We start from the raw sequence: 15,030 nt of genomic DNA on the forward strand, positions 1-15,030 counted from the left end.
TACTATTGATTATATTTTTACCATATATTGATTTTTCTAATTATTAATGTGAAACTAATAATAACTATGTGAATATTATTCACAATTGTGAGGTGAATCTCTTTGTTGTCTATTGTTGCAATTTCTGGTAGTAATCGACCAGATTCATATAACTTAAGTTTGATTAAATATTATCAACAACATCATATTGATGAGATACAAATACAGATTTTAGATATTGATGACTTACCAATGTTCAAAATAGTAAAAGATTCAGACACTCCTTCAAAAGTTCGTTATATTAATGATTGTGTGCGAGATGCAGATGGTATTATGATTGCTACAACAGAAATAAATCATTCCATTCCTTCCAATATAAAAAATGTAATTGATTGGTTATCTATGCAACCGGGTTTATTAAAGAACAAACCCACACTATTGATGGGTGCCTCAACTGGTCCCTTAGGAACTGTCAGAGCACAAATGCATTTGAGAGAAATACTTGCCACTCCAGCGATTAATGCAAAAGTTACTCATAATAATGAGTGCTTTATAACTAATGCTAATGACAATTTTGATGACAATAATCACGTCACATCTCAAAAAACGATTGATGTTCTTGAAAATCTGTACAGTGAATTTATAGAAATAATTAATGAAAGATTTTAGGTGAATAATATGTCAGAAGATACTTTTCCTGAAAGAATTATCCAGGAATACGTCCCTGGTAAACAAATTACCCTTGCTCATATAATCGCTAACCCTAATCCAGATCTATACGAAAAACTGGGTATTACCGACACTACTTTACCCATAGGTATTATTACTATTACTCCTTCTGAATCGTCTATTCTGGCTGGAGATATTGCAAGAAAGTCTGGTAATGTTCATATTGGATTCTTAGATAGATTTAGTGGATCGGTTTTTTTAGTCGGTAAAATAGACGATCTTATAGCATCTTTGGAGAGTGTGAATAATTTCTTCTTGAATGAATTAAATTTTAATGTTACAAATATAACAAGAAGTTAAATAAAAAAGGGGAATAATTATGTATAAAAAAATTGTTACTGTATTTATGACTTTGGCATTGCTTTTCACAACAGGAGTTTCTGCAACAAATGTTGAAGCCAAAAAATCTAATGACAGCATTCATGTTACTTACGTATTGAAAGATGGTAAGAAACAAATTGCTAAGAAGAAAATCACTCTTAAGAAGAACTCATCAGTTATGACTGGTGTCAAAAAGGGTTGGACTGTTAAGGAAAAAGATGGATTCATCACGTCTATTGATGGTCACAAACAAAATGAAAAGAAAAACAAATACTGGACTTTTACAGTAAACAAAAAGCAAGTTAACGTTGGCGCTAAAGACAAGAAATTAAAGAACAAAGATAACGTTGAATTCAAACTTGATACATATAAAGACAAATAAAAAAGCAATCCTTTAAAGGATTGCTTTTTTATTTTTTCTGTATTGTGTAGGATTAACCCCAGTATACTTTTTAAATATCTGACTGAAATACCCCACTCTTGTGAATCCAACCAGCTTTGATATATATTCAACAGAATAGTCGAAATTTTCTAGTAGATCCATCGCCTTTTGAGTGCGCTTAACATTTAAAAAGTTAGAGAAATTTAGCCCCGTTTCTTGCTTAAATAGTTTACTCAAATAATAATCTGATACATAGACGTGCTTAGCTATCTCACTTAAAGTTAAATTATCAGTTAAGTGATCATTAATATAGTCTATCGCTTTAAGGACTATTTCATTTTTTGTTTTTATTGATGAATAAATTATTAGTTCATGACTGAAATTTATAGGAGTGTTAAGAGTTTTTTCATAATCAATATATTTCTCTGTTCCTTTAATTGTTAAGATAAAATTACATATATTTTCCAAAATTTTCTGTAAAAAAAGATTTTGTTGTGCTAATTCTTTTGTATCATTCGAATCATCGGTATACCCAAAAAGATATAATTTGAACTGATTGCTTTGGATATTCAGATAATTTGTAGAAAAATTTGAATGATTTGTTATGGCTTCAAGAGTAGTTGAGTTAATTTCTAAAGTAACATCTACATAGCTTTGAATAATTTGATTACTATTATCTGTAATTAAAAAAATAAGATTATGACCATCAATGTAACTTTGAATGATATCTGAAATACTGATATCTGGATTATCGAGTATTGCTTTTAAATCAACTTTTTCACTCATGAAAACTCACTCCTGCTTTTGAATAATTCTAGCATAATTAAAAACAATATAATTAGTTTTATTCAAAAAAATTATTTACGATATACAATATTTAACGCTCTTAAAACATTAGTTTTGAGGTATCATAACTTTATGTACATAAAAAATTATACCTACAAAAAAACATGTGGTGATGAGTCAGTACGTGATTACCTTACTAGACTGTACATCCCTAAAAAATGGCAACATAATCTGAGAGTCACTAAGTCAATTAAATTCAACAATGAATATCTTTCTTTTAATAGAATTATCCCTGATTTATCTGAAGTTGAATTTATGTTTGATTTTGCTCCTAGATCTGAAAATCAATTCTATGCACCAGGAAATAAAGACATAACAGTAGTATATGAAAATGATGAGCTACTAGTAGTCAACAAACCTAGCGGTATAAAAACACATCCAAATCTTGCCACAGAAGATGATACTCTCTTCAATGATATAGCTAGATATCTGGCACCTAATAATCAACCATATATGATTCATCGGATTGACATGCTAACTAGTGGTTTAGTTTTAGTTGCAAAAACACCATATGTTGTCCCACAACTTGTCAGACAACTGTCAAAAAAAGAATTACGTCGGTCATATCTGGCTATAGTTAATTTAGAATCCCCTATTCCTAATGAAGGAAATATTGTTGATCCTATTGGATTAGATCCTGATAATAAAAGGAAACGTAAAGTCAGAATTGATGGAGACTATGCTGAAACTCATTTCAAAGTAATCGAGAAAGATATAAACTATGCTCTAGTTGAATTATCTCTTGAAACCGGACGTACACATCAAATAAGAGTTCACCTTTCTGAACATGGTTGGCCAATAGTGAATGATACTCTATACAATAGTAAAAACATTAATTCTTCATTATTAATGTTACATGCATTTAAATTATATTTTAGAGATCCGTTTACTCAAGAATCAGTTACCGTAACTACAGCTGCACCTAAATATTTTGAAGACTTTATAAAAAAAATCTCCAGATCTAAATGATCTGGAGATTTTTTTATTTAAATATAACTTTAATGACAGCACCGATAGCAATTAATCCAATATATGATAATACAAATTTAGAAATTGCCTTCATAACCAAAGGATAAGTTTTTGTTTTAACTTGTTCTTTGAAATAAGGTTTGAAAGTACTCCATATATTTGGGTATAACAAAATTAGAATTAATGTAGTATATGGTGTCACTTTCAAAATAACTAGGATAGGAACTAACAAGAATGCTAGTGCCCACAAAGCTTTGAACAAACTGATGGCATTATCGTGACCTATTTTATAAGGTAGAGTGTATCTGCCATTCTTGACATCCTCATCTAAGTCACAAGTGTTATTACATAATTGTGCAGAGAATACGACAAATGTATTAGGTAAACAGAAGATTATCAAATTAATCACTGTACTTGAATCTAATGTTCCAACATTTACTAATCCCAAAATTACATAGATTACTGGAATCAAGATAGATATTGCGATAGAAACCAAGGTTTCACCAAATATTGTTGAATTAATTGGCCTAGGACCAGCTGAGTATAGCATCCCTATACCAACACCTATTATTCCTAAAACTAATGTTATCCAATTAGTTAGGTAAACCAAGACTAAGCCCAGAATAATAACTACAAGACCTAGACCATACATCCACTTACGAATGGTTCCCAACATTCCGCGACTCATACCCACAGTACTAATCTTAGTACGGTAAAATTCATCCTTAGAATGTTTAAAATCCATATAGTTATTATGGAAATTAATAAACATGTGATCAAATATTACTACTATTAAAGCTAATATTCCTGTTAGAAAATTAAACTTTCCAAATTGTAGATAACAAAAACTGGCTGCCAAGACAAACCATGAGACATCTAAAACTGTACTTTTTACTTCAGAAAGTTCTACAAAGAGTGCTCTATTCATTTTTAAACCCCAATCCTACATTTCTTCAGGTGCTTTAACACCTAATAGGTCTAATGAAGATTGTAAAACAACTGATACTGATTTCACAAGTGCTAAACGAGCCTGTAATCCTTCATCATCTGAAAGAATCTTGCTATGTGCATAATATTGATTGAAACTCTTAGCCAAACGTAGTGAATATTTTGCTATAACTGATGGTTCATATGTGCGTCCTGCACGAGCAATTGTTTCTGGAAATTCTTGAATTAATTTTACAGTGTCCCAAGCATTAGGATCATCAATTCCAAAATCTTCTCCAGCAATAAGTTCAACATCACCAGCTTTTCTTAAGATACTCAAAGCTCTGGCATTTGTATATTGAACGTAAGGACCTGTTTCACCTTCAAAACGAACAACTTCTTCAAGATTGAAATCAAAATTATCGCGACGTTCATTCTTCAAATCGTGGAATACAACAGCACCTACACCAACAGCTTCAGCAACTTCATCTTTATTTTTCAAATCAGGATTTTTTTCATTGATTTGTTTTTTAGCTAGATCCACGGCATCATTCAAAACATTTTCTAGCAAGATAACTCTACCCTTACGAGTTGACAGCTTCTTACCGCCAGTTGTAATTAGACCAAACTCAATGTGGTGAATATCATCTGACCAGTCATAACCCATCATCTTTAAAACAGCTTTTAATTTCTTGAAGTGTTCACTTTGTTCACTACCAACAACATAAAGTGATTCTACAAAGTTGTATTCATTTTTACGGTAAATAGCTGCTGCTAAATCACGAGTAATATATAGTGTTGCTCCATCAGTTTTGCGGATAAGAGCAGGTGAAAGGTCTAAGTCTGAAAGATCAACGATTTCAGCTCCACGACTTTCTTGTAATAGTCCCTTTTCGTTGATTGTATCAATAACAGCATCCATCTTATCATTGTAGAATGCTTCACCATTGTAAGAATCAAATTGAACGTCTAGTCGATCGTAAACTTTTTGGAATTCACTCAAGGATAGATCTCTAAACCATTTCCATAGTTCAAGTGATTCTTCATCTCCGTCTTCCATACCCTTAAACCAAGAACGTGCTTCGTCTTCTAGTTCAGGATGTTCTTCTGCTTCATCATGAAACTTAACATAATACTTCAACAAGTTGTTAATAGGATCTTTTTCAACTTCTTCTTTTGATCCCCATTTTTTATAACCAACAATTAATTTTCCAAATTGAGTACCCCAATCACCTAAGTGATTGATTTTAATTGGGTTATAGTTCAACTTACTAATGATTTTTGCAATTGAGTTACCAATAACAGTCGAACGTAAATGTCCCATTGACATTGGTTTGGCAATATTTGGTGATGACATGTCTATAGGTACATTGCCACCCTTACCAATATTTTGGTCACCATAGTCATCTTCTTCATTGATAACAGCAGTAATAACATCATTTGAAAATGCCCTCTTATCAAGGAAAAAGTTGATATATGCACCTGCATTAACAACTTTTTCAAATCCATCTGAATTAATTTGACCCACTAATTCTTCAGCAATTTGATTTGGAGCTTTATGTAATGACTTAGCCAAGATAAATGTTGGGAAAGCTAAATCTCCTAAATCAGATGTTTTTGGCTTTTCTAGTAAATTAAATACTTGTTCTTCAGTAATTTCTTCAGGTAAAACTTTTAAAAGTGCTTGAGTTGCAAGATTTTTTGATTCCATAATTTCCTCCTAAAATAAAAAAAGCCTCTTTCAATAAACATTGAAAGAGACGAGATTACCCGCGGTACCACTCTAATTGATTAAGATCCACTCAAAATACAAATTATTAAATTGTACAAAGGGTACGACTTAATCATTGATTCAGTTGGCTCACACCACCCCAACCTCGCTTAGAATCTACCGACTAATTAGTCCTTCGTTGCCTAAAATAATAGCATATAAGAAGTTTTTAGACAATACTAAACTAATAGTTAAAAATTATTATTTCATACCTGAACATTAAATTTAATTTAATTTTTTAAATTCGTATTTAGGTAGAAAGTTTTTATTAACTCTCACTTTTAATAATTTGAGTTGTCATTTTTTTAAGCTGGTGTTAACCTGTGTTCATAAAATTAATTTTTTTCTAATTATTGGAGGGGAACAATTATGACAGAAACAAATAAAGTAGTATTAGCATATTCCGGAGGCCTTGATACATCAGTGGCCATTCCTTGGTTAAAAAATAAAGGATATGACGTCATCGTCTGTTGTGTCAACGTTGGCGAAGGTAAAGATCCCGAATTCATTAAACAAAAAGCAATTAACGCCGGTGCAATCAAAGCGTACTCACTAGATACATTGGATGAGTACGCTGATAATTATCTATCAGTTGCACTACAAGGTCACACCCTTTATGAAGGTGTTTATCCTTTGCTATCTGCCCTATCCCGACCACTTATTAGTAAAAAATTAGTTGAAATTGCACATTTAGAAGATGCAAAAGCTATTGCACACGGGTGTACTGGTAAAGGAAACGATCAGGTACGTTTTGAGGTAGCTATTCACGCATTGGCACCAGATATTGAAGTATTAAGTCCTGTACGTGATTGGCATTGGTCTCGTGAAGAAGAAATTGAGTACGCTGAAGAAAATAATATTCCAATTCCAATCGATTTAGACTCACCTTACTCAATTGACGCAAATATTTGGGGTCGTGCTAATGAGTGTGGAATACTTGAAGATCCATGGGAACAGGCACCTGAGGATGCGTTTGATATTACAAAATCAATTGAAGAAGCACCTAATGAGGCCACTGAAGTAGAAATCGAATTCCAACAAGGACTTCCTGTATCTCTGAATGGAAATGAAATGTCATTTTCTGAAATTATTCAAAAATTAAATGTTATCGCAGGTGAAAATGCAATAGGACGTATCGATCATATTGAAAATCGACTTGTAGGAATCAAGTCACGTGAAGTATATGAAACACCCGCAGCTATGGTACTTTTAAAAGCTCATTCTGAATTAGAAGATCTAACATTAGAGAGAAGTTTGGCACACTTTAAACCTGTAATCGAAAAAGAATTGAGTGAAATTATTTATAATGGACTATGGTTTTCACCATTAATGGACTCTCTTCTTTCATTTTTAAAAGAAAGCCAAAAAGTTGTAAATGGTGTAGTAAAACTTAAATTAATTAAGGGTAATATTTGGGTTCTAGGACGTAAATCTGCTAATTCTCTATACAATAAAGACTTGGCCACTTACACATCTGCAGACTCATTTGATCAAGAAAGTGCCAAAGGTTTTATTAAACTATGGGGACTTCCAACACAGGTCTTTGCCCAAGTCGATGCCAAAATTAATAATGCTGAAAATTCGGTGAAATCATGAGTACAAAAAAATTATGGGGTGGTCGCTTTAGTGAAGAAGCCGACCCATGGGTAAATGAGTTTGGCGCTTCTATTGCATTTGATCAATTAATGACAAAAGAAGATATTCTGGGTTCACTCGCACATGTAAAAATGCTTAAAAAAACTGGAATTCTTAATAATGAAGATGCCGACAAAATAATAAAAGGCCTAGAAGAAATTTCAGATGAATATGATGCAGGAACTCTAGTTTTCGATGTTGAAAATGAAGATATTCATATGAATATAGAAAGTATTCTTACTAAAAAAATTGGTCCTGTTGCCGGAAAATTACATACTGGACGTTCAAGAAATGATCAGGTAGCAACTGATTTTCACCTTTATTTAAAAAATCGATTGCCAATTATTATAGAAGAACTTTACAATTTACAAAAAACTCTTATAAAACTTGCTGAAGAAAACGTAGAGACTATCATGCCTGGATATACTCATCTACAACATGCACAGCCTATTTCATATGGTCATTATTTAATGGCATACTACTCAATGTTTAAAAGAGACATTGATCGATTTGAATTCAATATGAAACATACTGATATTTCTCCTTTGGGTGCTGCAGCTTTAGCAGGAACAACATTCCCTATCGATCGCGAGTTTTCTGCAAAAGAATTAGGATTCAATGAAGTATACAGTAACTCTCTAGATGCAGTTTCAGATCGTGACTTTGCTTTAGAATTTTTGAGCAATGCATCAATCCTTATGATGCATCTCTCTAGATTCTGCGAAGAAATAAGTATGTGGGTAAGCTTTGAATTTCAATATATCGAATTAAGTGATCAATTCACTACTGGAAGTAGCATTATGCCCCAGAAGAAAAATCCAGATATGGCAGAACTTATCCGTGGAAAAAGTGGTCGTGTCTACGGTAACCTACTGGGTCTTTTATCTACTATGAAATCTCTACCACTAGCATATAATAAGGATTTACAAGAGGATAAAGAAGGCGTTTTTGACACTGTAAAAACTATTATTCCATCATTAAAAGTATTCAATGGAATGATTTCTTCAATCAAAATAAATAAAGATAAAATGTACGCAGCTACAGAAAATGATTATTCCAACGCTACAGAGTTAGCAGATTATCTAAGTTCCAAGGGTATTCCCTTTAGAGAAGCACATGCTATTGTTGGAAAATTAGTTTTAGAGTGTATTCAAAGAAACATTAACTTACAAGATCTTAGCATTACAGAATTTAAAAACATTTCTAATCTGATTGAAGATGACATATACGAAATATTAAAACCTGAGATTGCGGTTCAACGCCGAAATTCTCTAGGTGGTACAAGCTTTGAACAAATTAAAAAACAAATCCAACAAGCAAAAAAAGACATCCAATAGGATGTCTTTTTTTTATTTATGAATTGTTGTTCCTTGATTACCAGCGATAATTTCTTTTACATCATCTAAGGCACCGATAACAGCAGCGTTACCAGATTCATTTACAAAATTAATAGCTGCTTGAACTTTAGGCATCATACTACCCTTTGCAAATTCATTATTATCTACGTGTTTTTGAATATCATCTACGGCAACATCAAATACTTCTTCTTGATTTTCCTTACCAAAGTTATAGAAAACTCCACCTACAGAAGTAAGAATAATAAGTTTGTCTGCCTTAACTAATGAGGCAATTTTAGCAGCACTAAAGTCTTTATCAATAACTGCTTCAGTACCTGTCAACTTGTTGCCATCTTTTATAACTGGGATACCACCACCACCAGCAACGATAGGAATGAAGCCAGCATCTGTCATAGCTTCAACAACTGGATATTCATTGATTTCTACAGGTTTAGGTGAAGGAACTACTCTTCTGTATCCACGTCCTGAATCTTCTACTATAGTCCAGTCAGAATGTTCTTTTCTCAAGCTTTCGGCTTGATCTTCTGTATAGAATGGTCCGATTGGTTTTGTAGGATCTGTAAACGCTGAATCATTTTTATCAACGATAGTTTGAGTTACTATAGTTGCGACTTGCTTATCAATTCCGTTTTCCAAAAGTACTTCTTTCATAGCATTTTGGAACCAATAACCAATACTTCCTTCTGTCATAGCACCACAAGAATCTAGTGGCAATGCAGGATTCTTTTCACTGTCTGCAGCAGCTTGTTGTAATAACAAGTTACCTACTTGAGGGCCATTACCATGAGTAATTATAAGCTCTTTGCCACTTTTTACAAATTCCACAAGTGACTCGCAAGTTTTTTTAACTGCTGCTTGTTGTGCTTCTGCACTAGCATCTGTACTCAAAATAGCATTTCCACCTAAGGCAACTACTATGCGTTCTTTAGTCATAATTATTTCTCCAATTAATATTTTAATAAGTAATCTGATAGTTTTTTCAATCCAATTTTCAATGTTTCAGGATCTGTACAATAACCTAATCTAGCAAATCCTGGTTCATCAAAAGCTTCTCCGGGTACCAATAGAACACCTGTATCTTGTAATAATTTCTCACAAAAAGTTTTGGTATCTTTAATTTTTTCAAATTTTATAAATGAAGTTGAAACTTCTGCAGGGAAAACACAACTTACATCAGGAGTTTCCTTTACCCATTCTTTATAGATATCCAAATTTGCTTTTACAAGATTAGAATTTCTTTGTAAAATTTTATCTCTATTTTTCAAAACAATTGTAGCTATCTGATCATTAAACACACCAGCACAAATCATCGTATAATCTCGATATTTTCTGAAAATATCTGCCAATTCTGAATTTGTAGCTGTCCAACCTATCCTAATTCCTGGGATAGAATATGTTTTTGATAAAGAATTTATTGAAATCCCTTTCTCGTATAGGTCAATAATAGGTGAATATTTCACGCTACTATCGAATGGTAAATAAACTTCGTCTACTAAAATATAGGCATCAATTTCTTTTGCTATTTCGACAATTTTCATTAAATAATCTCTATCAATAATAGTTCCTGTGGGATTATTCGCATTATTCAGACAAATCATCTTAGTATTCTTTTTAATAAGTTTTCTTAATTCATCGATATCTGGATACCAGCCATTCTCTTCCTTCAGTTCCCAATAGCTTACTTCTGCACCTAATGATTCAGGAATATCGTATAACTGTTGGTAACTTGGATAAGCACTGATCACATGGTCTCCAGGTTCAATCAAAGAATAGATTGCTAGTAAATTGGCTCCTGTTGCACCATTTGTCTGTAAAACATTTTCCGGTGCAACATTTTTATACAATTTAGATACTTCTTCTTTGAACTCTGGGGATCCTTCAATCCAACCATAGTTCATTTTTTGTTTGTCTAAATCTGAATATAAATCTTTACTATTTGTTAACTGGTTTAATTCATTCATAGAAAATGATTTTACAGTACTCTGTGCTAAATCATATTTTGCTTCTCTTTCATGAATGTTTAGCCATTCCTCAACTCCAAATGCATTTATTTTCATATCACTTGCCTCTAAATTTTAATCATTCCTGTAGCAACCATAACAATAGAAGCTATAGCAAGAACAACAATTATTATTGAAAATATAATTTCATTATTTGTTAATTTACCGCCATCAATATTATTTTCTTTTTTAGCTTTGTAGTAGAAATAAATTCCTGGTAGATAACCTATACAGCAAAGTAATAAGTAATGTAAACCAGCTAAACTGATAGCTCCAACTTGGAATACTAATGCAAAAATACCAATCCAAAGTTGACCCATATCTTTATTTTTGTATGAAAACTTAATTTGATATAAGGCAACGAAGATATAACAAACAACAATTGCGGCAGTACATAGTGATAGGGCAAATTCATATGCTTGTTCTGAAAATAGAAGTATTAGCAAGAATATTTGAATCAATCCTGCTGTTAAAAATAGTGAATATGTTGGTGAACCATTTTTATTTTTCTCACCAAATTTTTTAGGTAATAATTTTTCTTCAGCCATCAACATCGTTGTATCAGCTGGCAACATGGTCCATGATAACCAAGCACCAAGGATAGCAATAATAAGTCCGATACTGATGAATGCTCCACCCCATGTTCCAACCATATCTTGGAAAATGTAAAGCATTGCAGGTTGATTAATTTTAGCTAAAGCACTTTGTGACATATATCCATAAGGAAGAATTGAAGCCAAGATATATATTACTAATAGACAAATTATTCCAATAATTGTAGCTTTTCCGGCATCTTTTTTATCTTTGGCACGAGATGAAAGCATACTTGCTCCCTCAACACCAACAAAGACCCACATCATAATCATTAAACAAGATCTAAACTGAGTCCAAATGCTGTCTCCTCCAGCAATATTTCCGGCAGCATTTGTCCAGAAATGAGCAGTAAATATTCCACCTTTGAAAACAAAAATTCCGACAACTATGAATGTAAATAATGGTATCAATTTACAAATAGTAATAATCGTATTAACCGCAGCAGCTGATTCAACTCCTCGATTAACAATAATTGTTAATATCCATGAAACCACACTTGCAACCAACACTGATGCTATATTTTGACCACTCTTAAATACTGGGAAAAAGTATCCCACAGAACTCATCAAAACAGTTGCAAATGCAACGTTACCAAGCCAAGCGCTTAACCAATATCCCCAACCACTGACAAATCCTGCAAAGTTACCATAACCTTCTTTAGCATAAGCATGAATACCTTCTGCATCTGGATTTTTTAAAAGTAAGTTATTTAGAGATAGAGCTAGCATCAAAATACCAAATCCAACTACTAACCAAGCTATTAACGTAGGACCCGGTGCGGACCCAGTAGCTAAAGAACTAGTTAGTGTAAAAACACCTGAACCGATAGAACTAGTAACAACCGCCGCTGTCAAAGCTCCAAGGGATAGTCCTTTCTTTTCTTCCATGTGTATATTCCCCTTAATTAATAAAATAAAAAGAGCCACCCATTTAAAAGTAGCTCTTCGGTAAAAAATTATGCCTTAGGAATGAACAAGTTACCTAGAGTAGCTGCCATAATGGCCTTAATTGAGTGCATTCTGTTTTCAGCTTCTTCAAATTGACGAGCGTATTTACTTCTAAATACTTCATCTGAAACTTCCATTTCTGTAAGTCCATATTCGTCTTTGATATTCTTACCATAAGTTGTAGTTGCATCATGGAAAGCTGGTAGACAGTGCATGAAGATAATTTGATCGTCTGGCATTTGTGCTTTTTCAATCATATCCATTGTTACTTTGTAATCTTTTAGAAGTTCAATTCTTTCAGCCCATTGATCTTCTTCACCCATTGATACCCATACGTCTGTATAGATAACATTTGTGCCTTTAACACCTTCTTCGATGTTATCAGTAATCAAGAATTTGCTTCCTGACTTATCTGCGTAACCTTGAGCTGTTTTGACAACTGAATCATCTGGGAATAATTCTTTAGGTGCAACGATATGGATATTTACACCAAGCATTGAACCAGTAACTAGAAGACTGTTAGCCATGTTGTTACGTCCATCACCAACAAATGTTAATGTCTTGCCCTTCAATGTTCCAAATGCTTCTTTCATAGTCATGAAGTCAGCAATCATTTGTGTTGGATGCCATTCATCAGTTAGACCATTCCAAACTGGAACACCTGAATACTTGGCTAGATCTTCTACGACTTCTTGACTAAATCCTCTAAATTCAATTCCGTCAAACATGCTTCCAAGAACTTTGGCTGTATCTTCAACAGATTCTTTTTTACCTAGTTGAATATCATTAGCACCTAAGAATTCAGGATGTGCTCCCAAATCGATTGAAGCTGTTGTAAATGCTGAACGAGTTCTTGTAGATGTCTTTTCGAATAGAAGAGCAATATTTTTACCTTCAAGATAGTGATGAGGAATACCCTTTTTCTTAAGAGCTTTTAGATGAATTGAGAAATCAATTAGATATTCTAATTCCTCTGGTGTGAAATATTTTTCTGCTAAAAGACTGCGTCCTTGAAATACTGAGTTTTCTTTACCTTGAAAGTCCATAGTTATTCTCCAAATTTTATTTTATTTTTTTAGATCTTGTCGTACTAGTGGCATACTCATACAACGTGGGCCCCCACGACCTCTTGATAATTCACTTGAAATTGTCTCCAGAACTTTAATTCCATGTTGTCTTAATAGTTCATTTGAAACATAATTTCTGTCATATGTTAAAACAGTTCCCGGTGCAATAGCCAATGTATTTGATCCATCATTCCATTGTTCACGAGGTGCAATAATTGGATCACCATTTCCTGTAGGGATTAAATCTAGATCATCTAGATTTAATGCTTTTTTCAATACATCTTTTAGATCATTGTTATGTTCAATTGAAATTGATCCATCTTTTGTTGGATGTAATGTCCATGTATCAATATTTCCACCAGCTCCTAGAATTCCTGGATGTACTGTAAATTGATCATAATTAATCATTGTGAAAACAGTATCCAAGTGCATCATTGCATGGTTATGTGGAATTGAAATAGCAATAACAGTATCAAAACCACTATTTTCTGTAAATAGATTCTGTGCAATTTGTTGAATTGCTTCAGCACTTGTTCTTTGTGATACCCCAATTGCTAATACGTGATCACTAAGTACCAACTCATCTCCACCTTCAATACGGTGATTATGGTTACGACTTCTCCATACGTTCAAGCCTTTGTTAGCAAAACGTGGATGATTTTCAATGATTGTTTCCATAAACATTGATTCTCTTTGACGTGCAGCATATGTCATGTGATTAATACTCAATCCTTCACCAATTGAGGCAGCAGGGTCTCTTGTGAAGTATAAGTTTGGCATTGGATCCATGAAGAATGGATAATTGCTATCTTCAGCAAAACTTACTAAATCTGTTGGTTTGTGATCAACTTCTTCTTTTCGAACGCCGGCCATGATTTTATTGACCATATCTTGAGTATTCATGCTTAAGAAATATTCTTTTAAAGCATCATGACTTCCGCCTTTTGGGAAACCTGATTCTTTCAACATTTTTTCAAGAAATGCCTCTTTAACATTACCAGCATCAATAGCTTCAGCAGAAAGTTGCTCGAGATATAATACTTCCGTTCCATTGTCGCGCAATATTTGTGCAAAATGATCATGCTCTTTTTGAGCAATTGGAAGGTATGGTATGTCATCAAACAATAGTCTTGGCATAGTGTCTGGTGTAAGGTTTTCTACTTCCTCAGCAGGACGTTTCAACATTACAACATCTAACTTTCCAATTTCTGATGTTACATGAATTGGTTTGGTCATTATAATTCACTCCTTAATTCGATTTGTATTTCCAAGACTTAGATTAACGCTCCATCATTATGTTTGCAAGCGTTTTCACATATTTTGTAATCTAGTTTCATAAAATTAGCATATTTTAATTTAGTGAAACTCCTTCAAATTACGCAAATTCATTGAAAAATTAAAAGAAAACTAATTTAAATTTTTATGGAAAGATTGTGAATTTATTTACATCTTTCTGAAAGTTACTAATTTTTTTCTAAAAAAAAAGACTATCCCTAAGGGATAGT

The 15,030-nt window shown here is 33.0% G+C and carries 14 protein-coding genes; 6 read left to right on the forward strand and 8 right to left on the reverse strand.

All coding sequences use genetic code 11. The features are described 5' to 3' along the window. Positions 1-105: 105 nt before the first annotated feature. From EKN01_RS04870 to EKN01_RS04880, 3 genes are read left to right on the forward strand one after another with little or no spacing between them, the layout of a single operon-like run. Positions 106-648, forward strand: coding sequence for an NADPH-dependent FMN reductase (locus EKN01_RS04870; RefSeq protein ID WP_164966367.1), 543 nt, complete (start codon positions 106-108; stop codon positions 646-648). Between the two features lie 9 nt (positions 649-657). Then, complete coding sequence (locus EKN01_RS04875) at positions 658-1,008, forward strand: BMC domain-containing protein (protein WP_099975041.1); 351 nt, start codon at positions 658-660, stop codon at positions 1,006-1,008. A gap of 19 nt (positions 1,009-1,027) precedes the next feature. Beyond that, the gene (locus EKN01_RS04880; RefSeq protein ID WP_099975042.1) at positions 1,028-1,411 is read left to right on the forward strand and encodes a DUF4430 domain-containing protein; all 384 of its coding nucleotides are present in this window, start codon (positions 1,028-1,030) and stop codon (positions 1,409-1,411) included. A 12-nt stretch (positions 1,412-1,423) separates the two neighbouring features. Here EKN01_RS04880 and EKN01_RS04885 read toward each other — a convergent pair whose 3' ends face one another. After that, complete coding sequence (locus EKN01_RS04885) at positions 1,424-2,197, reverse strand: helix-turn-helix domain-containing protein (RefSeq protein WP_129045209.1); 774 nt, start codon at positions 2,195-2,197, stop codon at positions 1,424-1,426. Positions 2,198-2,329: 132 nt separating this feature from the next. On the opposite strand from EKN01_RS04885, the gene EKN01_RS04890 reads away from it, so the two are divergent. Next, positions 2,330-3,226 carry an RluA family pseudouridine synthase gene (locus EKN01_RS04890; protein WP_129045210.1) on the forward strand — a complete coding sequence of 299 codons (897 nt, stop codon included), beginning with the start codon at positions 2,330-2,332 and terminating at the stop codon, positions 3,224-3,226. A gap of 13 nt (positions 3,227-3,239) precedes the next feature. On the opposite strand, the gene EKN01_RS04895 is transcribed toward EKN01_RS04890, so the two are convergent. Both EKN01_RS04895 and argS read right to left on the reverse strand, forming a co-directional pair. Then, positions 3,240-4,154, reverse strand: coding sequence for a prenyltransferase (locus tag EKN01_RS04895; RefSeq protein ID WP_129045211.1), 915 nt, complete (start codon positions 4,152-4,154; stop codon positions 3,240-3,242). A 15-nt stretch (positions 4,155-4,169) separates the two neighbouring features. Continuing rightward, positions 4,170-5,864 (reverse strand): arginine--tRNA ligase, encoded by a 1,695-nt coding sequence (gene argS, locus EKN01_RS04900; RefSeq protein ID WP_129045212.1) that lies wholly within the window; start codon positions 5,862-5,864, stop codon positions 4,170-4,172. Positions 5,865-6,293: 429 nt separating this feature from the next. On the opposite strand from argS, the gene EKN01_RS04905 reads away from it, so the two are divergent. After that, positions 6,294-7,520: an argininosuccinate synthase gene (locus EKN01_RS04905; RefSeq protein WP_129045213.1), complete on the forward strand. Its 1,227-nt coding sequence runs from the start codon at positions 6,294-6,296 to the stop codon at positions 7,518-7,520. Continuing rightward, positions 7,517-8,896 carry an argininosuccinate lyase gene (gene argH / locus EKN01_RS04910; RefSeq protein WP_129045214.1) on the forward strand — a complete coding sequence of 460 codons (1,380 nt, stop codon included), beginning with the start codon at positions 7,517-7,519 and terminating at the stop codon, positions 8,894-8,896. Before EKN01_RS04905 ends, argH begins: the two co-directional genes overlap by 4 nt. Before the next feature lie 12 nt (positions 8,897-8,908). Here argH and arcC read toward each other — a convergent pair whose 3' ends face one another. The 5 genes from arcC to arcA form a co-directional block, all read right to left on the reverse strand. After that, complete coding sequence (gene arcC, locus EKN01_RS04915) at positions 8,909-9,850, reverse strand: carbamate kinase (RefSeq protein WP_099975049.1); 942 nt, start codon at positions 9,848-9,850, stop codon at positions 8,909-8,911. Between the two features lie 14 nt (positions 9,851-9,864). Beyond that, on the reverse strand, positions 9,865-10,974 hold the full coding sequence (locus tag EKN01_RS04920; protein ID WP_129045215.1) for an aminotransferase: 1,110 nt from the start codon (positions 10,972-10,974) through the stop codon (positions 9,865-9,867). A gap of 11 nt (positions 10,975-10,985) precedes the next feature. Continuing rightward, positions 10,986-12,398 carry an arginine-ornithine antiporter gene (arcD, locus tag EKN01_RS04925; RefSeq protein ID WP_129045216.1) on the reverse strand — a complete coding sequence of 471 codons (1,413 nt, stop codon included), beginning with the start codon at positions 12,396-12,398 and terminating at the stop codon, positions 10,986-10,988. 68 nt (positions 12,399-12,466) lie between these two features. Next, a complete protein-coding gene (gene argF, locus EKN01_RS04930; RefSeq protein WP_099975052.1) occupies positions 12,467-13,504 on the reverse strand; it encodes an ornithine carbamoyltransferase in 1,038 nt (345 codons plus the stop codon). Positions 13,505-13,525: 21 nt separating this feature from the next. Beyond that, positions 13,526-14,761, reverse strand: a complete 1,236-nt coding sequence (arcA, locus tag EKN01_RS04935; RefSeq protein WP_099975053.1) for an arginine deiminase — start codon at positions 14,759-14,761, stop codon at positions 13,526-13,528. Positions 14,762-15,030 lie beyond the last annotated feature (269 nt).

The sequence above is a fragment of the Companilactobacillus metriopterae genome (assembly GCF_004117915.1).
Lineage (GTDB): Bacteria > Bacillota > Bacilli > Lactobacillales > Lactobacillaceae > Companilactobacillus > Companilactobacillus metriopterae.